The organism is Streptomyces sp. NPDC059037, assembly GCF_042740015.1.
Classification (GTDB): domain Bacteria; phylum Actinomycetota; class Actinomycetes; order Streptomycetales; family Streptomycetaceae; genus Streptomyces.
In genome coordinates, this window is the sequence record NZ_JBHYIG010000077.1 from 1 (window position 1) to 23,994 (window position 23,994).

Sequence of the window (23,994 nt, forward strand, 5' to 3'; positions counted from 1 at the left end):
TTTTTTGGCCCCCCCCCGTGGCGGCGGGGTGGGCGCGCGGCTTCGGCTTGCACCTAAACCCCACAACCTTGGCCGGCCCGCCCCGCCCGGGGGGGGGGGGCGCGCGGGCCCTCGGTTCACTGGGTGTTACTCAAGGGAGCAACACAAGGGCGTTCGCCCTGTGCCCTACTCGACCACCTTGAGCAGCTTGTTGGGCGTGCCCTCGCTCGGGTTCGAGATCTTGTCCGGGGTCGCACCGTCGGTCAGCGCCTTGGCGACGGCGTCCGGCTTGGCGTCCGGGTGGGCGGCGACGTAGACGGCGGCGGCGCCGACGACGTGCGGGGTGGCCATCGACGTACCGGAGATGGTGTTGGTGGCGTCGTCACCGGTGTTCCAGGCGGACGTGATGTCCGAACCCGGGGCGTAGATGTCCACGACCTCGCCGTAGTTGGAGAAGTCGGACTGCTCGTCGTCCTTGGTGGAGGAGGCGACCGTGATGGCCTCCTTCACGCGGGCCGGCGAGCCCTGCGAGGCGTCGGTCGACTCGTTGCCGGCCGCGACACCGAAGGTCACACCGGCCGCGATGGCCTTCTGGACCGCGGCGTCGAGGGCCTCGTCGGCGCCGCCGCCGAGGCTCATGTTGGCGACCGAGGGGCCCTCGTGGTTCTTGGTGACCCAGTCGATGCCCGCGACGACCTGCTCGGTGGTGCCGGAGCCCTGGTCGTCCAGGACGCGGACCGCGACGATCTTCGCCTTCTTGGCGACACCGTGCGCCTCACCGGCGATGGTGCCGGCGACGTGGGTGCCGTGGCCGTTGCCGTCGTCAGCGTTGTCGTCGTTGTCGACGGCGTCGAAGCCGGAGACGGCGCGGCCGCCGAAGTCCTTGTGGCTGACGCGGACACCGGTGTCGATGACGTACGCCGTGGCGCCCTCACCGGCCGCGTCCGGGTACGTGTACTTCTTGTCGCCCGCGGTGTCCGCCTGGTCGATGCGGTCAAGGCCCCACGACGGCGGGTTGTCCTGGGTGGCGTCGATGGTGAACTTCTTCGACTGGACGACCTTGCCGACGGCCGGGTCGGCGGCCAGCTGCTTGGCCTCGGTCTCGGTCAGACCCTTGGCCGAGAAGCCGTTGATCGCGGAGGAGTAGTTGCGCTTGAGCGAGCCGCCGTACTCCTCGGCGAGGTCGGACTTGGCGCCCTTGTCGGCCTTCTCGTCGAGCATGACGATGTAGCTGCCGGCGACGGCACCCTTGGCGTCCGCGCCGTAGACCTTGCCCTCGGCGGGGGTGGCCGCACCGGCGAAGGAGGTGGCGAAGACGGTCACACCGATCGCGGTTGCGGTCGTGGCTATCGCAGCGGTGAGCTTCAGCGTGCGAGCGCGCTTGTGAGTTGCCATGAAGAGGGGTCTCCTCGTGGTGATTGTGGGGGGATGTGGGGGATTTCAAAAGTTCACTGCAACACCCGTTGATCTCCGGAAGATCTCCGGGTGTTGGGACGAAACCCTGTCTGATTGACGCGCGCAGATCAATACCTACATACACCTGTGACTTGTTCAACAAGGTTCTGTAATAACAAAACGGACCCCTGTCCGCAGATCGGACATCGACCTGCCGAAGCGCCCCAAGTGCCCCTAGATGTAAGGGGATTGTTACAGCCACCTCACACTCGAGGTGGCTGTAACCCCTTATGCCGCGGCCATGACCTTCCGCTCCTCGAAGGAGTCGATCGTCCGCGTGAAGTCACGCGTGGACAGCAGCAGCTTGTAAATGATGGCCAGCTCGAAGACCAGCAGCAGCGCCCCGGAGACGATCGTCGCCGGCAGCACCACGTCGAAGAGCGGCCCGATCATGAAGACGCCCATCTGGAACTCGATGCCGCTCACCAGGTGCGCGCGGATGCGGTGGCGCAGCAGGAAGGAGCGGGCCCGCAGATAGGCGGGGAACTTGCGCCGGAACTCCTGATGCAGGTCGATGACCTGAGGCTTGACCACAGGGGCGACCTCCGGCGCCTCCGCCTCCGGAATCCCCGCCTCCGACCGCGCCTTCTGCAGATCCTGCTCGATGTCCGCCTCGGGATTGTCCCGCAGCAGATCCTCCATGAAGGCGAGCTCGGCCTGGTTCTCCGCGCGCCGCGCGGCCCTCATCCGCACCTTGATCTGCTTGCGCATGGAATGGCGGATCTTGAAGATCTCGAGGGAGTTGATGTAGCGCAACGTGTCGAGTCCGACCACGGCGACCGCGGCCCAGATGTACAGGGACTCGCCGGTGCGGTCGTACTGACCCCACATCAACGCCACCGCACACGCCATCACGCGGATCCGGTCGAAGACGAAGTCGAGCCAGGCACCGAACACCGAGCCGGTGCCGGTGAGTCTGGCGACCTTGCCGTCCATGCAGTCGAGGATGAAGCTGAGGTGGTAGACGACGGCACCGGCGATGAGCCACCGCCAGTCACCGAGCGCGAAGAACGCCGCGGAGACGAGCCCCAACAGGAACGCGCCCCAGGTGATCTGGTTCGGTGTGATGCGTGTACGCATGGCCGTCAGTCGCACGAGAGGCGTGGCGACCGGGTCGACAAGCAGCACGGTCCACCACGCGTCGCGCTTCTTCTGAGTGATGCGGCGCACCTCGTCGAGGGGCGGTATGTCTCGTCGCATGGGGTCAACTTCCTGGCGTTCGTGGAAAGTTCACCTCACGCTAAGAAGCGATTGGTTCAAGGAACAAGAACCTGCCCGTGCAACCTTTCACCGGGGGTAACGGTCAACCTTTCAGGGCGAGTCAATGGCCCCACCAGAACAACCCTGCGTTACCTGAGCGTTATCGAATGACCTCCGCGTTACCGAAACGCTTCACGGAGCGTTACGCCCGGCCGCCTTCGCCAGCTCCTCCTCGATGAGGTCGGCCGCCATCTTCGTGCCGCCCTCCCCGGCCATCCCGGCCTGCACCTCGCCGAGCCTGCGCGCCACTTCGGGGTCCCCGACAAGGGTGAGCACGGCCTCGCGCAGGGCGGCCGCGGTGGCCCCCTCCATCGGCAGCTGCCGGGCCACGCCGAGCGCCTGCAGCATGTCGGCGTTGCCGAACTGGTCGACGGCCTGCGGCACCGCGACCATCGGCGTCGCCGTGGCGAGGCCCTCCTGGCTGCCGCCCGCGCCGGCGTGGGTGATGAAGGCGTCGGCCTGCTTGAGGACCGCGAGCTGCGGAACCCAGGAGCGCACCTCCACATTCGCGGGTACGTCCCCCAGCTCGGCCGCGTCGACATGCGCGCCGATCTGCAGGACCACATGCCAGCCCGGCAGGCCACCGAACGCCTCGATGCACTCGCGGTAGAAGCCCGGCTGCTTGGTGAAGGACGAGCCGAGCGAGACCAGGAGCACCTTCTCCGCGTCGGCGGGCCGCTGCCAGTCGCCCTGCGCCGCGCGGTCGCCCTGGCAGGCGCCGACGAAGGTGTGCACCCTCTCGTCGACCCGGTCGGCGTTCGGCTGGAGCGCCTTGGGGATGAGCACGAGCGAGCGGGGCGGGCGGCCGACGAAGGGGTCGGGGTGCTGGGTGATCCCGTTCGCCTCCAGCCAGGCGTGGAAGCGCTCGCAGTAGGCCTGACCCCGCTCGGACGCCTTAAGCCCGGCGTACATGGGCTCGGCGACCTCTTCCTCGTAGCCGTCCCAGGCCACCAGGTTCGGCGAGAGCGAGACCTCGGGCACGCCCCAGCGGCGGGCCAGGACACGCGCCGGGTAGGAGGTGATGTCGTGCAGGACGAGATCGGGCTCGTCGCCTTCGTACGCCGCCGCCAGCTGGGGCAGCGTCTCGACCGCCTCGGTGAGGAACGGCTCGATGTTGTCGATCAGTTCGGTCCCCCAGGCCTCGGGGTCGGCGTCCGGGCCCGGCAGCGTCGTCGTGTACAGGACGGGCTCGGCGCCGGTCTCGGCGACCTTCTCGGCGAAGAGGTGCGGGATCGCATAGGTGACGCGGTGACCGCGGGCGACGAGCTCTCGGATCACTTCGAGGCTCGGGTTGACGTGCCCGTGGGCGGCGATGGAGAACATGGCGATGTGGGCACGCTGGCGTGAGGTCATGCGCCGACCATAGGCGAGACGATACGTCTCGTGCAACACTGCTTCGTCTGCAGATTCGTTGTGGCTGGTCGCGCCCACGCGGCGGAGCCGCACATGTCACAGCCCCCGCGCCCCTACGGGGCGCTGTGCCTACCTCTGGTACCGCGCAAGCACCAGGTTCCCGTCCTCGACCAGGCGGTGCCGCAGCTCGTCCAGGCCGATCGCCCCGCTGTAGTACTCCTGGAGCGCCGGGGTGGCCACCTTGTCCTTCCACTCCGGGTAGCCCCGCACGGACTGCGCCGGCGCCGGTCGCAGGTCCTCGGCGAGGGCCGTGCCCGCGGCCCAGTCGTCCTTCTTCGTACGCAGGGCGGGGTCCTTCAGCGCCTCCGTGCCCGTCGGCAGCATCCAGTCGCCGCGCGCGAGTTTCACCATGTTGTCCGGCTGGAGGAAGAAGTCGATGAACTCGGCCGCCTCCTTCTTGTGCGGGCTGTCCTCGGAGACGGACAGGGTCTGCGGGCTGACGCCCTGCGCGAGCCCCTCCGCGCCGGCCGGGGCGGGAAGCACCTGCCAGTCGAAGCCCTTGGGTGCCTGCTGGACGATCTGCTGACGGTAGGAGAAGCCGAGCGGGACCATCGCGTATTTGCCGCCGAAGAAGCCGGGCAGGGTGTCGGAGCCGCCCATGCCGAGGGTCGTGCCCGACGCGCTCTTGTCGTTGTCGACCTGGTCGTGGACCGTGCGCGGCATGATCTCGTCGGCGGCGTCGAAGCGGACGTCGACCTTGCCGTCCGCGCCACGGTGGAACATCTTCCCGCCGGTCGAGAGCGAGAGGTTGAGCGTCGCGGAGACCGGCTCCTTGAGCGGCCAGGCGACGCCGTACTTCCCGTCCGTGCCATCGCCGAGCTCCTTGGTGACCGCCCGGAACTCCTCCCAGCTCCACGGCTTCTCGGGCGTGGGGATCCGTACGCCCGACTTCTTGAGCCACTTCGCGTTGGCGATCAGGACGCGCGGTTCCTGCAGGAACGGCACGCCGTAGACCTTGCCGCCGAACGTCGTCGTCTCCCAACTGCGCTTCGGGATGTCGGACTTGAGGCGCGCCGGGAGGAGATCGCCGATGTCGGCGAGATATCCGCCGTACGCGAAGTCGGCGAGATCGTCCGACGCGTCATGGATGATGTCCGGCGCCTCGCCGCCCTCGAAGGAGGTGAGCAGCTGGTCGTGGACGCTGTCCCAACTGCCCTGGACGTACTCGACCTTGACGTCCGGGTGGGTGGCGTTCCACTCCTTGACGAGCGCCTTGTTGGCGTCGACGGACTCCTTCTGCCAGGCCAGGGACTGGAACTGAAGGGTGATCTTCCCGTCGTCGTCCCCGGAGTCACCGCTGCAGCCGGTGAGCAGCAGCGCGAGGGCGGTGGCGGCCGCGGTCACCAGGCGCGGGCCGAGGCGTGCTGCCGTGCGCATCAGGCCTTCACCGCCCCTGCCAGCATGCCGCCCGTGATCCGCTTCTGGATGATCGCGAAGATGACGAGGGAGGGGATGGTCGCGAGGAACGCCGCCGCGGCGAGCGGCCCAAGGTCGGCGACGCCCTCCGTGCCGATGAAGCGGTTGAGGATGACCGGCAAGGTCTGCTTCTCCGGGGTCTTGAGCAGGACGAGCGCGAAGAAGAACTCGTTCCATGCGGTGATGAAGGCGAACATCGCCGTGGCCACGATGCCGGGCGCGAGCAGCGGCGCGACGACCGAGACGAACGTACGCACCTTGCTCGCGCCGTCGACGGCGGCCGCCTCCTCCAACTCGGCGGGTACGGCGCGGACATAGCCGACGAGCATCCACAGCGCGAAGGGCAGCGACCACACCACGTACACCATGATCAGGCCGAGCAGCGAGTTGATCAGGTGCAGGTTCTTCAGGATCAGGAAGAGCGGAATGATGATCAGGACGAACGGGAACGCCTGGCTGATCACCACCCAGCCCGTCGCCGCCTTGGAGACGCGATTGCGGTGGCGCGCCATGACGTACGCCATGGGGGTCGCGATGACGACCGCGATCAGGGACGCGCTGAGCGCCGCGATCAGGGAGTTTCCCGCGGCCTGGAGGAGCGGCTGCTCGTCGAAGGCCTGCCGGAAGTTCTCCAGGGTCGGGTCCTTCGGGATCCAGGTGGGGTGCAGACTGCCCAGTTCCCGCGCGGGCTTGAAGGCCGTGGAGATCAGCCAGAGGAACGGGAAGGCGAGGAAGACCAGATAGGCGGCAAGCGCCGCGTACTGCGCGGCGCGCGTCGTCTTCTTCGTACGCATCATGCCTCGTCGCCTCCCTTCAGACGGCCCACGAGGTAGAAGGCGAGGATCACGGAGATCACGGCGACCATGACACAGCCCATGGCCGCGGCATAGCCGAACTGGCCGTAGCGGAAGGCCTCTTCATAGGCGAAGAGCATGGGCAGGCGGGTGCGGCCGCCGGGGCCGCCCTGGGTCAGGACATAGACCAGGGCGAAGGAGTTGAAGTTCCAGATGAAGTTGAGCGCCGTGATGGCAAGGGCGATCGGCTTGATCGCCGGCCAGGTGACGGTGCGGAAGCGCCGCCAGGCTCCGGCGCCGTCCATCGCGGCGGCCTCGTGCAGTTCGCTCGGAGTGTTCTGCAGTCCCGCGAGCAGCGCGACGGTGGTCTGCGGCATGCCCGCCCAGACCCCGACGACGATGACGGCGAAGAGCGCGGTGGCCGTTCCCGTCAGCCAGTCCTTCCCTTCCCCCAGGCCGAAGTTGGAGAGCGTCTCGTTCAGCACGCCCGCGTCCGGGTGGTAGACGAGCCGCCACATGATGCCGACGACCACCTCTGGCATCGCCCACGGGATGATCGCGAGCGCCCGCGCGAGCCAGCGCATCCGCAGCGGCTGGTTGAGCAGGAGCGCCAGGCCGAGTGCGAGGAAGAACTGCGGCACGGTGACGCCGAACGCCCACAGCAGGCCGATCCGGAACGAGTCCCAGAACAGCGTGTCGTGCAGCAGGTCCTGGAAGTTGAGGAAGCCGACCCACTGGGTGGGTTCGGTGCGGCCCGACTGGGAGTCGGTGAAGGCGAGCGCGATGCCGTAGAGCAGCGGGCCCACGCTCAGGATCAGGATCGGGATCAGCGCGGGCAGCACCAGGAACCAGGCGCCGTGGTCCGTCCGTCCGGGGCCGGGCGCGCGCTTCTTCGCTGACCGCTTCGTTGCGGTCGCCAATGTCACGGAATCGGCTCCTTTGGGCGGCTCATCGGGGTATGGCCGCCCAGGCGGCCCCCGTCATCGTGCTGAGGGGATCTTGATACGTCAAGCAGGTACGCAGAGCTCACGGGCCGCCCTCACACACCACTTGGCCAGTGCGAATGCGAGACTGTCGGCGGACGAGGCATGTGGTGCGGGAGGCAGTGGATGGACGAGGCGCGGGCACGGGACGTACTGGGCGCGGCGGGTCTGGAACGGGACGCCGAGCTGCTCGCCCTCGGCGAGAACGCGGTATTCGGCAGCGGCGAGGTGGTCGTCAAGGTCGGCCGCGACGCCCCCGAGCTGCTCGACCGCGCGCGGCGTGAACTGCACGTCGCCCAGTGGCTGGAGGAGTCCGGTGTGCCGGCGGTGCGGGCGGCGGAGGGCCAACCCCGCCTGGTGGACGGTCATCCGGTGACGCTCTGGCACCGGCTTCCGCCGGCCGCCCGGCCCGCCGAGCCGCGCGACCTCGCCGCACTCCTGCGCCTTGTGCACGCACTGCCCTCCCCCTCCTTCGAACTGCCGCGCCGCGAGCTGCTCGGCGGTGTCGAGCGATGGCTGCGGCTCGCCGGCTGTGCGATCGACCGCGAGGACGCGGACTATCTGCGGGAGCGGCGGGACGGCTTCGCCGCGGCCGCCGCCGCACTCACCCCGCAGCTGCCGCCAGGACCCATCCACGGGGACGCGCTGCCCCGCAATGTCCTCGTGGGCCCCGAAGGGCCGGTGCTCGCGGACCTGGAGACGTTCTCCTCCGATCTGCGCGAGCACGACCTGGTGGTGATGGCGCTCTCCCGCGACCGGTACGGACTGCCCGCCGATGCGTACGACGGGTTCGTCGCCGAGTACGGGTGGGACGTACGGGAATGGGAAGGGTGCGCGGTGCTCCGGGGAGCCCGGGAGACCGCGAGCTGTGCGTGGGTCGCCCAGCACGCGCCGGCCAATCCGAAGGCCCTGACAGAGTTCCGGCGCCGCGTCGCCTCGCTGCGTGACGGGGACGCAGCCGTGCGGTGGTATCCCTTCTGAGCTTTCGCTCGCCCCCCTGACGCCGCTCTCACACGCCGGACGTGCTGAACTCCTCGCGCAGCGGCCAGGTGCCGTCCACCACCGCGTCCGCATTGCCCTTGCGGCGCAGGAAGTTCTGGAAGTCCGCCGCCCACTGCGCGTACCACTCGATCTGGCGGCGGTGCAGCTCCGCCGGGCCGAAGGCCGCCAGCTTGGGGTGGCGGCCGGCTATCGCGATGGCGAGCCGCGCCGCGGCCAGGGCGTCCGATGTGGCGTCGTGCGCCGACTCCAGGAGCACGCCGTACTCCGTACAGACCGCTTCGAGGTTGCGCTTGCCCTTGCGGTAGCGCTCGACCGAGCGGTCGATCGTGTACGGGTCGATGACCGGCGCGGGCTCCGGTCCGCCCAGGCGCTCACGCAGCGAGGGCAGACCGTGCCGCCGCAGCTCCGCGGAGAGCAGGCTCAGATCGAACGTCGCGTTGTAGGCGACCACCGGCACGCCCGTCTGCCAGTACGCAGTGAGGACGCCCGCGATCGCGTCGGCGACCTCCGCGGCCGGTCTGCCGTCCGCCGCCGCCCGCTCGTTCGAGATGCCGTGGACCGCCACCGCGTCCTCGGGGATCTCCACCCCCGGATCCGCGAGCCACTCCCTGCGTCCGAGCACCTCGCCGGCCCTGACCTCGATCACCGCCCCCGTGACGATGCGTGCCTCGCTCGGATCCGTCCCTGTCGTCTCCAGGTCGAAACCGATCAGCAGCTCCCGGTGCCAGCCCATGGCCGCCCCCTTCTCTGTGGTGCGTTCCCCCAATGACCACCACGATCCCACGCGCCACTGACAATCAGAGGGGCGCGTTCCGCTTGGCGGCGCACCGCGGCCGCTCGGCGGATCAGGAGACCGGCCGCGAGTCCGCCCACGCCAGTTCGAACTCCTCCCGGTACGTCTCGAAGAGTCCGCTTTCACCCGGCTCGCCCGCTTTCACCACCCGGCGCCCGCCGCGCAGCACGAGCACCGGCGCCTCCATCCCCCGCGTCCTGCGCAGATACGACTGGACCACCGCGACGCCGTCCGCGCCGTCCCCGTCGACCAGATAGGCGGTGAAGCGCGGCGTCTCGTCGAAGACCTGGATCTCGAAGGCCCCCGGGTCGCGAAGGCGGGCCCGCACCCGGCGCATGTGCAGGATGTTCATCTCGACGGAGCGGCTCAGCTCACCCTTCTTCAGGCCGAGCTCGCGCTCCCTGCGCCGGACCGCGCTGCTCGCCGGGTTGAGGAAGAGCAGCCGCACCCGGCAGCCGGACTCCGCGAGCCGCACCAGACGGCGGCCCGAGAAGTTCTGCACCAGGAGGTTGAGGCCTATCCCGATCGCGTCGAGGCGCCTGGCCCCGCCGAAGATGTCCTCGGCCGGGAACTGGGTGAGGAGCCGCACGCGGTCCGAGTGCACGCCCACCACATCGGCGTACCGGTCGCCGACCAGGGACTCCACGGCGTCCACGGGCAGCCGGCGCGCGGACGGCGCGTCGGTGCCCGCGCCGAGTATGTCCAGGAGCCTGGACGACGCACGCTCCGCCTGGGCGAGCACCGCCTCGGAGAGGGCGCGGTTGCGCGATACGACGTTCCGGGTGACTTCCAGTTCGTCCAGGGCCAGTTCGACGTCGCGGCGGTCGTCGAAGTAGGGCTCGAAGCACGGCCAGTGCTGCACCATCAGCTCGCGCAGCTGGGGCAGCGTGAGGAAACTGAGCACGTTGTCGTCGGCCGGGTCGAGCAAGTAGCCCTTGCGGCGGCTCACTTCGCGTACGGCGACGGCCCGCTGCACCCACTCCTGTCCCGCGGGCCCCGCGGCCGCGACCACCCAGTCGTCGGCGTGGACGGGTTCGTAGATGGGACGGAGCACAGCGGCCACGACGGCACGCAGCCGCTGCTCCACGAGGTTCAGCCAGATGTAGGCCCGCCCGGCGCGCTGGGCGCGCGTACGCACCTCGCGCCAGGCGTCGGCACCCCAGTCCAGTTCGGGTCCGATCTGAGATCCCATCTCCATCGGCCGCGCCAAGGACACCGCTCCGGGCGGGCCGTCCGCGGAACCCCCCTCGTGACCCTCGTCACCAGGGGGGAGCTCCCGCCCTCCCGAGCTCACCCAGCGCACCCCTTCCGCTCCCCCGAGCACTCCCCCGTTCAACGATCAAGGAAGGGTACTCCGGGAGCGGCGGCCGGTGCAGCAGGATGGGGAGGGAGCTTTCTCAACTACCGCCTTCTGTATTGCCGTTCTGGTCGGCGAGGTCGGCGGGAGTGAGCGGATTCATAGCGGTCACGTCGCGCGGGGCCAGCGAGAAGCCCTGCCAGTGGACCGGCATGGGCTGCTGGTCCTCGTCCCGCGCGATGTGGTGGAAGCCGATGTTGACCCAGGTGACGGGGTGCTTGAGGGTCTGGCCGTTCACCCACTTGTCGACGCTCTTGGGGCCGCAGTTCTCGGACAGATTGTCGCTGGTGTATTTCTCGCACTTCTTGTACTCGGTGAAGTACACGTCGTGGTTGCTGTAGTTGCGGCCGGGGTGCTTCACGCTGTGGCCGGGCACGATCTCGTACGAACGGGGGTGTCCGTCCTGGTTCTTGCCCGCCGTGCTCACCACGCGCCACCAGCGCATGCCCTTGATGTCACCGATGAGTTCCTTGGTGACGGGCGTCCGCGTCGTCTTCGTCTTCGGCTTTCCGTTCCCGGTGGGCGGCGTCACCTTGGAGTCGTACTGCTCGACCTTGGCCTTGGGCGAGCCGTCCAGGCCGAAGTTGAGGCGCCAGGAGACGTTGTGGCTGTGGCTCTCCGCGTAGTCGCTTGCGCCCTTGCCGATGGGCCAGCCCTTGCCGTCCGTGCCGTCGAAGTCGCTGGGCGAGAGGCTGCCGGTGGCGCCGACGTTGGAGGTGATGGTGCCGTCCGAGGAGAAGCGCCACTCGGTGATGTACTCGTACCAGGACGCCTGGTTGACGGTGTAGATCAGCAGGTCCTTGCCCTGCGCCTGGTAGACCTTCTCCGGGTTCTGATAGATGTCCGGCGTCATGCGGTACGCGTGGCCCCGCGCGCGCGTGGTGGTGCACAGGCCCTTCACCTTGCCGCCGGGTATGGGCGATCCCGCCACCTTGACGGTCTTGATGGTGCCGCCGGGGCACTCGGCGGGCTTGAGGGGCAGCAGGTCCGTGCCGAAGGAGGCGCCGGTGATGTCCTGGTACTCGTCCTCGCCGTCGTCGTAGGGGACATGGACCTGCGCGAGCCGGGCGCTGGTGAGGACGGGGATCGGCTTGGGCTCGTTCTTCGGCTGGTACGAGATGTTGTCGAGGACGAGACCGGCGTTGGTGTTGTAGTGCCAGCACATCCGCCAGGTGGTGCCGCCGTCGACGGTCTGCTCGATGCGGTAGTCGGCGCTGCAGGCCGGCGCGGGGGCCGCGGGGGCGTCCTTGGCGGACTTCTGGGCGGCACCGGCCGGTCCTGCCGCGGCCATGACGGTGCCCAGGAGCGCGGTGACCGCAAGCCCGATGGCGGCGCGCTTGCGGGCGCGCGTGAGTCTGTTCACGTGCATACGAATGGAACTCCCTCGTGCGGGAAGTGAGATGGGGCCGCAGCGGGTCGCTGCGGGCCGCTCAGCGAAGGCGGGTGACGGTGCGGGCGCTCAGGTCGACGATCAGGTCACGGGTGTCGATCCAGGGGCCGTTGACGACCTTGCTGACGATGCTGAGGCAGCGGTGTTCGCCGCACTTGGCGAGCCCGGCGGGCAGTTGCTCGACGGTCTCCTTGTGGAAGACGAAGGCGCTGAGCCGCAGTTGGTCGGGCGAGGTGAGCTCCTTGCCCATGGCTTTCTTGTAGTCGCTCTTGAGGTCCTTGCCGAGCGGGTCGGCGATCAACAGCTGGGCGGCCTCGTTCAGTTCGTCCCTGGCCGCGGGCGGCTGGACGCCGTGCGAGGTGTCGGTCTCCTCCACCTTGCCGGTGTCGAGGTTGACCGTCCTGGTGACGAGAGCGTCGTCCTTGTAGTCGTAGTAGACGATCTCCGCGCGGCGCGGCCGCTCGGCGTCGGCGGCCTCGGTCGGGTCCGCCTCGCTCAGGTTGTTGCTCAGGAGCTGCGGGCCGCGGTCGCCCTCCACGTCCCTGGCCGACCTCCGCAGATCGCCGCCCATGGCGATCTTCTCGGCCCGTTTCATCTCGTCGTCGGTCAACGGATCGCTGCCGATGCCTTTTTCGCCCTCTTCGGGAGCGGCCTCCACGACGCCGTCCTTGGGCACGGCGTTCTGCTGTGCCGCACCCGCGGCCGCACTGCGGTCCTGGTCCCGGGACTCCCCCGCCCCGGCCGAACCCGGCAGTGTGACTCCCACCATCACGGCGGTGGCCGCCACGGCGACGGCGGCACCCGCCATCATCTTCCCCAGATGGCGTCTGACTATTTCGCGCACATCCTCCCCCTACTTCCCCTGGTGTCCCCACGAATGGGCATAACGAGTATGTGGTCGGCCCGTTAGACGGCCTCAACTGCTGGGTGGTTGCCCCACTTTCGGGGAGACTCTGGCCAAAGTGACCCCGGGCCGAGGGGGCGGTAGTGGAAGAGTCATATCCATGCAGGTGTGGCCAGGGCAGGCGTATCCACTGGGTGCCACGTACGACGGCGCCGGAACGAATTTCGCGGTCTTCTCCGAGGCCGCCGACCGCGTAGAGCTCTGCTTGTTGCACGACGACGGCTCGGAGACCGCCGTCGAGCTGCGCGAGTCCGACGCGTTCGTGCTCCACGCGTACGTGCCGGGCGTGATGCCGGGGCAGCGCTACGGCTTCCGGGTGCACGGCCCGTACGCGCCCGCGCGCGGGCACCGCTGCAACTCCGCGAAGCTGCTGCTCGATCCGTACGCGCGGGCGGTCAGCGGCCGTATCGACTGGGGCGAGGAGGTGTACGGCTACCGCTTCGGGGCCCCGGACAAGCGCAATGACCTGGACTCGGCGCCGCACATGATGACCTCCGTGGTGGTCAATCCGTACTTCGACTGGGGCGACGACCGGCCGCCACGCACCCCGTACAACGAAACGGTGATCTACGAGGCCCATGTGAAGGGCCTGACCATGCTCCACCCGGAGCTGCCCGACGACCTGCGCGGCACGTACGCGGCGCTCGCGCATCCGGCGGTCATCGACCACCTCACCCGCCTTGGCGTCACCGCGATCGAGTTGATGCCGGTCCATCAGTTCGTGAACGACCACCGCCTGGTCGACATGGGCCTGAACAACTACTGGGGCTACAACACCATCGGCTTCTTCGCGCCCCACAACACGTACGCCTCCTGGGGCGACCGGGGCGAGCAGGTCCTGGAGTTCAAGCAGGCCGTGAAGGCGCTGCACGAGGCGGACATCGAGGTGATCCTGGACGTCGTCTACAACCACACGGCGGAGGGCAACCACCTGGGGCCGACGCTCTCCTTCAGGGGCCTGGACAACGCCTCGTACTACCGGCTCTCGGACGACCAGCGCCACTACACGGACACCACGGGGACGGGCAATTCGCTCCTGATGCGCTCCCCGCACGTCCTTCAGCTGATCATGGATTCGCTGCGGTACTGGGTCACGGAGATGCACGTGGACGGCTTCCGCTTCGATCTCGCGGCGACGCTCGCGCGGCAGTTCCACGAGGTGGACCGGCTCTCGTCGTTCTTCGATCTGGTGCAGCAGGACCCGGTGGTGAGCCAGGTGAAGCTGATCGCCGAGCCGTGGGACGTCGGTGAGGGCGGCTATCAGGTGGGCAATTTTCCGCCGATGTGGACGGAGTGGAACGGCAAGTACCGCGACACGGTGCGCGACATGTGGCGCGGCGAACCGCGCACGCTCGCGGAGTTCGCGTCGCGTCTCACGGGCTCATCGGACCTCTACCAGGACGACGGGCGGCGCCCGTTGGCGTCGATCAACTTCGCCACCTGCCACGACGGCTTCACGCTGCACGACCTGGTCGCGTACAACGACAAGCACAACGACGCCAATGGGGAGGGCAACCGGGACGGCGAGAGCCACAACCGGTCGTGGAACTGCGGCGCCGAGGGCGAGACGCAGGATCCGGACGTCCTTGAGCTGCGCGAGCGGCAGATGCGCAACTTCATCGCGACGCTGATGCTCTCCCAGGGCGTGCCCATGCTCAGCCACGGCGACGAGTTCGCGCGGACCCAGGGCGGCAACAACAACGCGTACTGCCAGGACAACGAAGTCGCCTGGGTGCGCTGGCCGCAGGACGGCTGCACACAGCTGGCGTTCACGCGCGCGATGGCGTGGCTGCGCCGCGACCACCCCGTCTTCCGGCGCAGGCGGTTCTTCCACGGCCGTCCGGTCGAGGGCACCCACGACGAGCTCTCCGACATCGCCTGGTTCACCCCGGAGGGCGAGGAGATGACGCAGCGGGACTGGGACGCGTCGCAGGCGCGGGCGCTGACGGTGTTCCTGAACGGCAACGCGATCTCGGAGCCGGGCACGCGCGGCGAGCGGATCGCCGACGACTCGTTCCTGCTGATGTTCAACGCGTCGGCGGAGCCCCTGGAGTTCGTGGTGCCGGTCAATCACGGCCGCCAGTGGCAGGTCGTGGTCGACACCGCGCGCTCGGACGGTGTGCCTCCGGACACCGGGCCGAAGGCGGGGGCCGGCGAGCGTCTCACCCTCGCCGACCGGAGCCTCACGGTCCTGCAGCGCCCGGCGTGACCTCGGCGGTGCCGCCGGCGCGGGCCCCCGGGCGGGCGATCAGCGCGACCAGGAAGGCGACGGCGGCGGCCGCGCTGCCGAGGGCGAACGCCGCGCCGGGGCCGTGCGACTCGGCCAGGCGTCCCGCCACGGCGAGCGTGACCGCCTGGCCGCCGACGAAGGCGCTGGCGGCGAACGTCATCCCCTCGGCGAGCCGTCCCGGCGGGCAGGCGCGCTCGGTCAGGCCGAAGCCGGTGATGAGGTTCGGGGCGTAGACGGCGCCGAACACGGTCACCACGAGGTACAGGCCCGTCATGCTGTCCGTCCACACCAGCGGCAGCGACAGGAGCGCCGCGGCGGCCGTGGCAAGGCGCCAGCGCGCGTACAGGCCGAACCGCTCGGGCAGCGCGGCCATGGAGAGCCCCACGACGGCGCTCATGACGCCCATGGCGGCGTAGACGAGCCCCGCCTGGCCCGGCTGCCCCAACTCCTCGGTGAGGGCCGTGATGCCCGCTCCACAGGCGCCGAGCAGGACGCCCAGGAAGACGAGCCCGACGCGTACGACGTAGACCTCGCGCGGAAGGCGTTGCCGCTCCCCACGCGCGCGTGCCGTCTTCTGCCCACGCGCGCGTGCCGTCTTCTGCTCGGCGGCCCGCACCGTCCGTCCCGTGGGGTGCAGCGCGAAGCCCGTGCCGCAGACGGCGACCAGGAGCGCGGCCGCCCCGAAGGCGTACGCCGGGTGGGCGGCGACGGCGGCGAGGCCCACCAGGGCGGGGCCGAGCACGAAGGACAGCTCGTCCATGGTGCTCTCCAGGGACAGCACGGTGTTGACCAGACGGTCGTCACCGCCCGCGCGGCGGACCAGCGGAACGGCGCGCGCACGGGCCAGCGGGCCGATCCCCGGGATGCTCGCACCGGCGAGGACCGCGAGGACGACGAGGGCGGGCGTGGGCAGCTCCAGGAGGGCGCCCAGCGTGTACGCCGCGATCGCCACGGCGTTGAGCAGCGAGAAGGCGAGCACGACGGCACGCTGGCCGCGCCGGTCCGCGAGGCGGCCGACGAACGGGCCCATGGTCACCTGGCCGAGGGCGAGCGCACACGCCACGACGCCTCCGGTGGCGAGCGATCCGCTGGTCTCCGTCACAAGGAGGACGCTGCCGAACTGGATCATGGCCACGGGGAGCCTGCCGAGGAACGAGATCACCGGAAGGGCCGCTCCGGTGTGCCCGATCACTTCCCGGTAGGTGTCCAGGAGCCCTCGTGCGCCTGGCGTGTCCCGTTCACTCTGTGCGTCCCGTGCGACCCGTGCCTTCGTAGCCATCGTCCGAAGCTAGCGACGACCTGGCGGCCGAACGCATGAGTCGATGGCACGAAAGCCCGCCAGGCGGGTACGTACGTTCGCATGACGCCAGAGCGCCCAGTGCCCGTGGTTCCGCCTCCGCCGACCGCCACCTACCGGCTGCAGCTGCAGCCGGAGTTTCCGTTCGCGGCCGCCGAGGCGGCCGTGCCGTATCTGGCCGCGCTCGGTGTCTCGCATCTGCATCTGTCGCCGGTGCTCGAAGCCGTGCCGGGGTCCACGCACGGCTACGACGTCGTGGACCACGCGCGCGTGCGCGGCGAGCTGGGCGGCGAGGAGGGGCTGCGGGCGCTCTCGCGCACCGCGCGGGCGCACGGCATCGGTCTGGTCGTGGACATCGTGCCCAACCACATGGCGGCCGTGCCGCGGCACAACCGCGCCCTCTGGGAGACCCTCCGGGAAGGCCCTTCGTCGCCCTGGGCACGGTGGTTCGACATCGACTGGGAGGCGGGCAATGGCCGGGTACTGCTGCCGGTCCTGGCTCGGGGCATCGGGGACGAGCTGGAGCGGCTGCGGGTCGACGGGGACGTCCTGCGCTACCAGGAGCACGCGTTTCCGCTCCGGGAAGGCACCGAGGAGCTGCCGTTGCCGAAGCTGCTGGACGCGCAGTGGTACCGGCTCGGCTGGTGGCGCCTCGCCCGCACGGAGCTCAACTACCGCCGCTTCTTCACCATTTCGGACCTCATCGGGGTGCGGGTCGAGGACCCGGAGGTGTTCGACGCGACCCACGGGAAGGTGCTCGGACTGCTGCGGGAAGGGGTCGTGGAGGGGCTGCGGATCGACCACCCCGACGGCCTCGCGGACCCGGGGGCGTACCTCCAGAGGCTGCACGAGGCCACCGGCGGGCGCTGGACGGTCGTCGAGAAGATCCTCGCCGACGGGGAGCGCCTGCCCGCCGCGTGGCCCGTCGCGGGCACCACCGGGTACGACGCGCTGCGCCACCTGGACGGCCTGTTCACGGACCCCGCGGGCGCCGGTGAACTCCTCGGCCAGTACCGGCGGTTCACAGCGCCGCCCGCCGACCGGGGCGGCGACTGGGGGGCCACCGTGCGGCGGGCCGCGTACAAGGTCATCACCCACGAGCTGGCCGCCGAGACCGACCGTCTCACCCGCGAGGCGGCCGCGCTGTGCGCCCCGCACCCCGCGCTGCGCGACCACGCGCCGTGGGCGCTGCGCTCCGCGCTCCAGGAGCTGCTCGTGCGGCTTCCCGTCTACCGGCCGTACGTCTCCGGGGGCGCCGAACCGGCTTCGGTCCTGACGGTGGCGGCCGCCGACGACGCCAAGGCCGCGTTCACCGTGCGCGAGGAGGCCGAAGCCGTCGATGTCGTACGGGACCTGGCGCTCGGCAGGATCGGGTCGGGACCGGGAGTCGACGCCTTCCGGGCGCGGTTCGCGCAGACGTCGTCGGCGCTGCGGGCCAAGGCGGTCGAGGACACCGCGTTCTACCGGCACGCGCCGCTCCTGTCGTCCGCGGAGGTCGGCGGCTCTCCCGAGCGTCCCGCGGTGGCCCCGGAGGCCTTCCACGCGTACTGCGCGCGCGTGCAGCGCGACTGGCCGTACACGGGGACGGTGCTCAGCACGCACGACACCAAACGCAGCGCCGATGTGCGGGCGGGCATCGCCGTGCTCACGCAGTGCCCGCAGCGGTGGGCCGACCTCCTGGTCGAGGTCACCGAGCAGACCTCGCGGGTGGGCGGCACCTGCGCGCCCGATCCCCAACTGGCGTGGGCCGCCTGGCAGACGGCCGTCGGGTTCGGCTTCCCCTACGACGAGCGGCTGCAGCAGGCGCTGCTCAAGCATGTGCGCGAGGCGGGCCTGCACACGAGCTGGACCGAGCCGAACGAGGCGTACGAGAAGGCCGTGACCGCCTTCGCGGAGGCGGGTCCTTGCGGGCCGCCGCTCTACACGGTGGCGGAGTTCGCGGCCGGGCTGCGGCCGCATGTGCGGGCGAACGTCCTCGGGGCGACGCTGCTCCAGCTGACGATGCCGGGGGTGCCCGACCTGTACCAGGGCACGGAGGGCGAGTGCCGCACCCTGGTGGACCCGGACAACCGGCGGCCCGTGCGGTTCCAGCCGCACGTCCTTGAGCACCTGGAGGAGCACCGTGACCACTGGGACCTCTCGGAGGAGAAGCTGGCCGTGACGGCGGCCGCGCTGCGGCTGCGCGGCCGGCGCCCCGAACTGTTCGGCGGCGCGGCGACGTACGAACCGCTGTCGGTGCGCGGCCCCGGCGCGACGCACTGTGTCGCCTTCGCCCGCTCCGGAGAGGTGGTGACGGCGGTGACGCGCCTCTCGCTGCGCCTCACGGACGCGGGCGGCTGGCGCTCGACGGAACTGGTGCTTCCGGAGGGGCGGTGGACGGATCTGCTCACTCCGGGGCGGGAGTTCACCGGGCACGCGCGCGTGGCGGAGCTTTTCGGGGAGCTGCCGGTGGTGCTCCTGGAGCGGGTCAAGCGGGTCAAGCAGGTCAGTCCGGACGTACGAGAAGCATCCGGGGAGCCCGGGTCGTCAGCCCCTGGGGAACCGGCCTGAAGCCCGGCGCCCAGCGCAGGCCCGGCATGACGTCGAGCAGGGCCCGCAGGCCCCGTCGGGCGGTGAGGGCGGCCAGGGTGGTGCCGAGGCACGGGTACGGGACCCCGCCGAGCGCGAGGCTCTCCGGGTCCGCGCGGAAGATGTCGTAGCGGTCGGGGTCGGCGAAGCGGTACGGGTCGCGGCCCGCGGCGCCGACGAGGCAGGCCACGACGGCGCCTTCGGGGAGCGTGGTGCCGCCGAGCGCGATCGGCGCGGTCGCCCGTCGCAGCACCACGGGCGTGGGCGGATCGCGGCGCAGGGACTCCGTCCAGGCGCCCGGTATCAGTTCGGGCCTTGCGCCGACGAGGGCGAACTGCGCCGGGTGGTCGAGGAGGTTGGCCAGGAACGAGGCGAGCGCGAGGGCGGTGGCCTCGCCGCCGCCACCGATGAGGGATCCGGCGAGGCGCGTGACGGTCTCGTCGGACAGCGGCCGCCCGTCCACCCCGGCGCCGCACAGCACGGACAGCAGGTCCACCCCGGGGTGGGCGCGACGCCGCGCGATGAGCGGGCGCAGCAGGCCCGCGAGCTCCGGGTGCACCTCCGCGTCGCCGACCCCCGTGAGGCCCGCGCGGCACCACTCCTGGACGCGCGCGGCGTCTTCGTAGGGCAGCCCCAGCGCCGCGACGGCGGCCGCGGCGGGCAGCCACCCGCAGAACTCGGCGACGAGGTCGACCTCCCGGCGCCCCGCGATGCGCCGCGCAAGGACATAGGCGGTCCGCTCGACCGCGGCATCGACGACCGCGACGGCCCGCCGCCCCGCGACGGGCCCAGGTCCTCTCTCCGGGGGCGACGCACCGAACCGCACATCCCCGAGCACGCCCCGCACATCCACGTACCGACTGACGAGCCAGGCCCCGAAAAGCTCGTCCCGAACAAGCGGGAAGTCCTCCCGGAGCACGCGATAGAACGGATACGGATCACGCTCGAAACCGGGAGACAGCAGACTGGGCGATCCAGCCCGTCCGGCGCTCGACGACGAACCGGGCGGAGGCATACCAGCCCGTCCGGCATTCGACGACGAATCGGGCGGAGGCATACCAGCCCGTCCGGCGTTTGAGGACGAACTCGGCGAAGCCGGTGATCGACGGTGCCCAGGAGCAGCCGAGCCGCACCCGGGCAGGGACTGCACCGCCGGGGGTATCCCGCTCCGGCCTGGAAGGCTACGCACCGCCGGCTACCGCCTCTGGCTCAGCGCGGCGGGTGCCGTGCGTGGGGGTTTCAGGGGGCTTCCTGGGGTATCAGGGGACCACCACGGGCCACCGCACGCAGTTCCCGTACGACCGTTCGGGTGAGGCGAGCAGGCAGGCCAGGCGTGGCGCGGTGACACCACTGCGCCGGACGCTTGACACCCGCCCGACCCCGTGGCGTACTGCCCAATGCGTCAGCGGACAAGACGGGGGTGAGTCAACTGGCGGAGCAGCGCTATCCCAATGTGGCGGAACTGGTGCTGTCCGCAAGGGAGTTGGCGGCACACCGCCCCGAGTTGAGCACACTGCGTCAGGTCGGCGCATCGCGCGCGGGCCGGCCCCTGCACCTGCTGTCCGTCGGGCGCTCCCCGCACGCCGTCCTGGTCGTCGCGGGCGCGCACTCCAACGAACCGGCGGGCGGTTCGACGCTGCTGCACCTCGCGGAGTGGACCCTGCGGGACCAGCACCTGCGCGCCGACACCTCCTGGCACTTCCTCCTGTGTGCCGATCCGGACGGCGCGGCCCTGCACCGCACGCCCGCCCCGCGCACCCTCCTCGACTACCACCGGCACTTCTTCCGGCCCGCGGGCCCGGAGCAGCCGGAGTGGTCGCCGTCCGTGCTTCCGCCCGACCGGCTGCCGCCGGAGACCCGCGCCCTGACCGGCGTCATCGACGAACTGCGGCCCTACTTGCAGGTGTCCCTGCACGGCACCGACCTGGGCGGCAGCTGGGTGCAGCTGACCAGGGACATCCCGGGGCTCGCCGAGCCCTTCGCCAAGTCGGCGGCCGAGCTGCACATCCCGGTCGAGACGGGGGCGTCGGACGCCGCGGGCTGGCCGGTGTCGGGTCCGGGGGTCCATGTGCTGCCGGGCCCCGGCTCGGCGGCCGCCTATCCGAGCCTGCCCGAGGACGCCCGCCACACCACCTGGCATCACGCGCACCGCTACGGCGGCCTGACCGCGATCGTCGAGGTCCCGATGTGGGCGAGCGACCTCGTGGACGACATCGCCGTCCATCCCGCGCCCGTCCTCGCGCTGCACGGTGTGGCACAGCGGCTGCGCCACGACGCCCGTCTCGTCGAGGAGATTCTCGGCGATGCGCTGCCGCGGCTGCCCCGGGCGCAGGGTCCGCTGATGCGCGCGGCGCGCTGGGCGCTCGACCTGGTGCCCGGCCTCGCCGACGACTGGGACACACTGCCGCCCGCGGGGACCTCCATGGCGTACATCGGCAGCGTCGACGCCTTCGGGCGCCGGCTGCCGCTGCGGGCGGCCGCGATGGCGCTGCGGGTCCTGGACGCGGCGGGCGACCAGGCCGCTCCCCGGCTCGAACGGCTGGTCGCGCACTGGAGCGACGCGTTCGCCGAGCGGTTCAAGGCCCGTTGGGTACCGGTCGAGCACCAGGTCGAGCACCAGTCACGGACGGCCGTCGAGGCCGCGCGGCACGCGCGCGTGCGGGGCAACTGACCCGACCAGCCCTCTGCTTCAGGAAATAGCGAGTTCAGGAAACGGCGAGCCGGAACGACATCGTCCCGAAGCTCACCTGATCGCCGTCCTGCACCACGGCGGCGCCGATCACCCTGCGGCCGTTCACGGACGTGCCGTTGGTCGAGCCGAGGTCGCGCAGCACCCACATGCCGCCCTGCCGGCTCAGCTCGGCATGCACCCGTGACACCGTCTCGTGGCTCAGCCGCAGGCCGTTCTCCGGGTCACGGCCGATCCGCAGCGGATGCGGATTGCCCGGCACCGGAAGCAGCAGCTTCGGCAGCCGCTCGGCCTGCCAGGCCCTGCGCAGCCGGACGGTGAATCCGGATACGGCGCCGACGGTGCCGAACACGAGGCGCGAGAAGCGGCCCTCGGAGCGCAGATCGGCGGTGAGCGCCGCGAGTTCGTCGGGCTGCCGGGCGGCCAGCACGAGCTCCATGCGCCGCACGAACGTCTCGTGCGACAGCTTGCCGAGGGCAGCGCCTTCTCTGAGCACCTCAAGCGCCCTGTCGCGCTCGGCGTCGGTCAGCCGCGCGGGGTACGTGTGGATCTCAAAGGACGACGTCACCCTGGTGATTGTCGGGCAGGTCGGCCGGGGTGTCCAGAAAACGCGGAACGACCGCGGGACGATCACTTCTGAAGCACGATGGTCGGGCGTACTGACGGACGGAACAGTATGACGGGCAGGAAGACGAACGAGGGGGAACTGTCAGTGGAGTTCGAGGTGTGGGCACCGGAGGCCGAGCGGGTCACGCTGCAGTGCGACGACGCCACGCACGCGCTGGAGCGCGCCGACGGCCGCCCCGGATGGTGGACGGCACAGGTCGCCGCGCAGGACGGGGCGCGGTACGGCTTCTCGCTCGACGGGGGTCCCGTCCTGCCCGATCCCCGCTCGCGACGCCAGCCGGAAGGACCCGACGGGCTCAGCGCGGTCGTCGACCACGAGCGGTACGCGTGGCGCGCGCCGTGGGCGGGCCGCCCGGTGCGGGACGCCGTCCTGTACGAGCTGCACGTGGGGACGTACACACCGGACGGCACGCTCGACTCGGCCGCGGGGCGGCTCGGCCATCTCGCGGAACTGGGCGTATCCCATGTGGAGTTGATGCCGCTCTGCCCGTTCCCCGGGCGGCACGGCTGGGGATACGAGGGCGTGTCGCCGTGGGCCGTGCACGAGCCGTACGGCGGCCCCGAGGCACTGAAGCGATTTGTCGACGCGGCGCACGCGCACGGCATCGGTGTCGTGCTCGACGTGGTGCACAACCACCTCGGCCCTTCGGGCAACCATCTGCCCGCGTTCGGGCCGTACTTCACCGAGACCCACCACACTCCGTGGGGCGCCGCCGTCAACCTCGACGCACCCGGCTCGGACGAGGTCCGCGCGTATCTGATCGGCAGCGCGCTCGCCTGGCTGCGCGACTACCGTCTGGACGGTCTGCGCCTGGACGCGGTGCACGCGCTGCGGGACACGCGCGCGTGCCACTTCCTTGAGGAGCTGTCCGCCGCCGTGGACGGACTCTCCGAAGAGCTCGGCCGACCGCTCGCGCTGATCGCCGAGTCGGACCAGGGCGACCCGCGGACCGTCACCCCGCGCGCGGAGGGCGGCCTGGGCCTGGACGCGCAGTGGAACGACGACTACCACCACGCGCTGCACGCGGCGCTCACCGGTGAAGCGCACGGCTACTACGCGGACTTCGCCGAGGCGCCCTTCGCCGCGCTCGCCAAGACGCTGACCGGTGGCTTCTTCCACGACGGTACGTACTCGACGTTCCGGGGGCGCCGGCACGGCCGCCCCGTGGACCGCGCCCGGACGCCCGGATACCGCTTCCTCGGCTATGCGCAGACCCACGACCAGGTGGGCAACCGCGCCCAAGGAGACCGGCTCTCCGCGACGCTCTCCCCCGGTCTGCTCGCCTGCGCGGCCGCGCTGACCCTCACCGGGCCGTTCACGCCGATGCTGTTCATGGGCGAGGAGTGGGGCGCGGCCACGCCCTGGCAGTTCTTCACCGACCACACCGACGCCGGACTCGCGGACGCCGTGCGCCGGGGCAGACGGCGGGAGTTCGCGGAACACGGCTGGGCGGAGGCGGACATCCCCGACCCGCAGGACCCGGCCACCCGGAACCGCTCCTGTCTCGACTGGGCGGAGCCGCTGACCGACCCCCACGCGCGCGTGCTCGCCTGGCACCGCGAACTGATCGCCCTGCGGCGCTCCCGCGCCGACCTCATCGACCCCGACCTGGCGGCGGTCCGGGTCGCGTACGACGAAGGGGCGCGGTGGTTCGCGGTCCGGCGCGGCGATCTGCGGATCGCCGTGAACCTCGGCAAGGAGGCGGCCGACGTCCCCGTGGGCGGCCGGGGCGCGCGGGTGCTCGCCGCGTGGGAGCCGGTCACGGCGCCGGGCGCGGACGGGCTGCTGCGGCTGCCCGCCGAGTCGTGCGCGGTCGTCGCGACGCCATGAGGCTCA

The 23,994-nt window shown here is 70.8% G+C and carries 18 protein-coding genes; 5 read left to right on the forward strand and 13 right to left on the reverse strand.

Going from position 1 to position 23,994, the window contains the following annotated elements; translation table 11 throughout:
* Positions 1-165 precede the first annotated feature (165 nt).
* The 6 genes from ACFWY6_RS18095 to ACFWY6_RS18120 form a co-directional block, all read right to left on the reverse strand.
* Positions 166-1,374 carry a S8 family peptidase gene (locus ACFWY6_RS18095; RefSeq protein WP_361817083.1) on the reverse strand — a complete coding sequence of 403 codons (1,209 nt, stop codon included), beginning with the start codon at positions 1,372-1,374 and terminating at the stop codon, positions 166-168.
* A gap of 288 nt (positions 1,375-1,662) precedes the next feature.
* On the reverse strand, positions 1,663-2,634 hold the full coding sequence (locus ACFWY6_RS18100; RefSeq protein ID WP_384691074.1) for a CDP-alcohol phosphatidyltransferase family protein: 972 nt from the start codon (positions 2,632-2,634) through the stop codon (positions 1,663-1,665).
* A 192-nt stretch (positions 2,635-2,826) separates the two neighbouring features.
* Positions 2,827-4,047: a macrolide-inactivating glycosyltransferase gene (gene mgt, locus ACFWY6_RS18105; protein ID WP_384691077.1), complete on the reverse strand. Its 1,221-nt coding sequence runs from the start codon at positions 4,045-4,047 to the stop codon at positions 2,827-2,829.
* A gap of 129 nt (positions 4,048-4,176) precedes the next feature.
* Positions 4,177-5,484, reverse strand: coding sequence for an ABC transporter substrate-binding protein (locus ACFWY6_RS18110; RefSeq protein WP_384691079.1), 1,308 nt, complete (start codon positions 5,482-5,484; stop codon positions 4,177-4,179).
* The gene (locus ACFWY6_RS18115) at positions 5,484-6,320 is read right to left on the reverse strand and encodes a carbohydrate ABC transporter permease (RefSeq protein WP_384691082.1); all 837 of its coding nucleotides are present in this window, start codon (positions 6,318-6,320) and stop codon (positions 5,484-5,486) included. Before ACFWY6_RS18115 ends, ACFWY6_RS18110 begins: the two co-directional genes overlap by 1 nt.
* Positions 6,317-7,243: a carbohydrate ABC transporter permease gene (locus tag ACFWY6_RS18120; RefSeq protein WP_384691084.1), complete on the reverse strand. Its 927-nt coding sequence runs from the start codon at positions 7,241-7,243 to the stop codon at positions 6,317-6,319. Before ACFWY6_RS18120 ends, ACFWY6_RS18115 begins: the two co-directional genes overlap by 4 nt.
* A gap of 183 nt (positions 7,244-7,426) precedes the next feature.
* On the opposite strand from ACFWY6_RS18120, the gene ACFWY6_RS18125 reads away from it, so the two are divergent.
* The gene (locus tag ACFWY6_RS18125; protein ID WP_384691087.1) at positions 7,427-8,281 is read left to right on the forward strand and encodes a phosphotransferase enzyme family protein; all 855 of its coding nucleotides are present in this window, start codon (positions 7,427-7,429) and stop codon (positions 8,279-8,281) included.
* Positions 8,282-8,309: 28 nt separating this feature from the next.
* Here the strand turns inward: ACFWY6_RS18125 and ACFWY6_RS18130 are convergent, their stop codons facing one another.
* The 4 genes from ACFWY6_RS18130 to ACFWY6_RS18145 form a co-directional block, all read right to left on the reverse strand.
* On the reverse strand, positions 8,310-9,035 hold the full coding sequence (locus tag ACFWY6_RS18130) for a 3'-5' exonuclease (RefSeq protein WP_384691090.1): 726 nt from the start codon (positions 9,033-9,035) through the stop codon (positions 8,310-8,312).
* Positions 9,036-9,147: 112 nt separating this feature from the next.
* A complete protein-coding gene (locus ACFWY6_RS18135; RefSeq protein WP_361817063.1) occupies positions 9,148-10,389 on the reverse strand; it encodes an SAV2148 family HEPN domain-containing protein in 1,242 nt (413 codons plus the stop codon).
* A 103-nt stretch (positions 10,390-10,492) separates the two neighbouring features.
* Positions 10,493-11,821, reverse strand: a complete 1,329-nt coding sequence (locus ACFWY6_RS18140; RefSeq protein WP_384691093.1) for a copper amine oxidase — start codon at positions 11,819-11,821, stop codon at positions 10,493-10,495.
* A gap of 61 nt (positions 11,822-11,882) precedes the next feature.
* Entirely contained in the window at positions 11,883-12,686 is an 804-nt protein-coding gene (locus tag ACFWY6_RS18145) for a Tat pathway signal sequence domain protein (RefSeq protein ID WP_384691096.1), read from the reverse strand.
* 160 nt (positions 12,687-12,846) lie between these two features.
* Here ACFWY6_RS18145 and glgX point away from each other — a divergent pair, with 160 nt between their 5' ends.
* Positions 12,847-14,955, forward strand: a complete 2,109-nt coding sequence (gene glgX / locus ACFWY6_RS18150) for a glycogen debranching protein GlgX (protein ID WP_384691099.1) — start codon at positions 12,847-12,849, stop codon at positions 14,953-14,955.
* Here the strand turns inward: glgX and ACFWY6_RS18155 are convergent.
* A complete protein-coding gene (locus ACFWY6_RS18155; RefSeq protein WP_384691101.1) occupies positions 14,930-16,255 on the reverse strand; it encodes an MFS transporter in 1,326 nt (441 codons plus the stop codon). The genes glgX and ACFWY6_RS18155 overlap by 26 nt on opposite strands.
* Positions 16,256-16,336: 81 nt before the next feature.
* Between ACFWY6_RS18155 and treY the strand changes: the two genes are divergently transcribed.
* Entirely contained in the window at positions 16,337-18,823 is a 2,487-nt protein-coding gene (treY, locus tag ACFWY6_RS18160) for a malto-oligosyltrehalose synthase (RefSeq protein WP_384691103.1), read from the forward strand.
* Here treY and ACFWY6_RS18165 read toward each other — a convergent pair.
* Complete coding sequence (locus ACFWY6_RS18165) at positions 18,759-19,760, reverse strand: cytochrome P450 (RefSeq protein WP_384691106.1); 1,002 nt, start codon at positions 19,758-19,760, stop codon at positions 18,759-18,761. The genes treY and ACFWY6_RS18165 overlap by 65 nt on opposite strands.
* A gap of 501 nt (positions 19,761-20,261) precedes the next feature.
* On the opposite strand from ACFWY6_RS18165, the gene ACFWY6_RS18170 reads away from it, so the two are divergent.
* The gene (locus ACFWY6_RS18170; protein ID WP_384691109.1) at positions 20,262-21,512 is read left to right on the forward strand and encodes a M14 family zinc carboxypeptidase; all 1,251 of its coding nucleotides are present in this window, start codon (positions 20,262-20,264) and stop codon (positions 21,510-21,512) included.
* 34 nt (positions 21,513-21,546) lie between these two features.
* On the opposite strand, the gene ACFWY6_RS18175 is transcribed toward ACFWY6_RS18170, so the two are convergent.
* Positions 21,547-22,098, reverse strand: a complete 552-nt coding sequence (locus ACFWY6_RS18175) for an FHA domain-containing protein (RefSeq protein WP_384691112.1) — start codon at positions 22,096-22,098, stop codon at positions 21,547-21,549.
* A 144-nt stretch (positions 22,099-22,242) separates the two neighbouring features.
* Between ACFWY6_RS18175 and treZ the strand changes: the two genes are divergently transcribed.
* Positions 22,243-23,988, forward strand: coding sequence for a malto-oligosyltrehalose trehalohydrolase (gene treZ, locus ACFWY6_RS18180; RefSeq protein WP_384691133.1), 1,746 nt, complete (start codon positions 22,243-22,245; stop codon positions 23,986-23,988).
* Positions 23,989-23,994 lie beyond the last annotated feature (6 nt).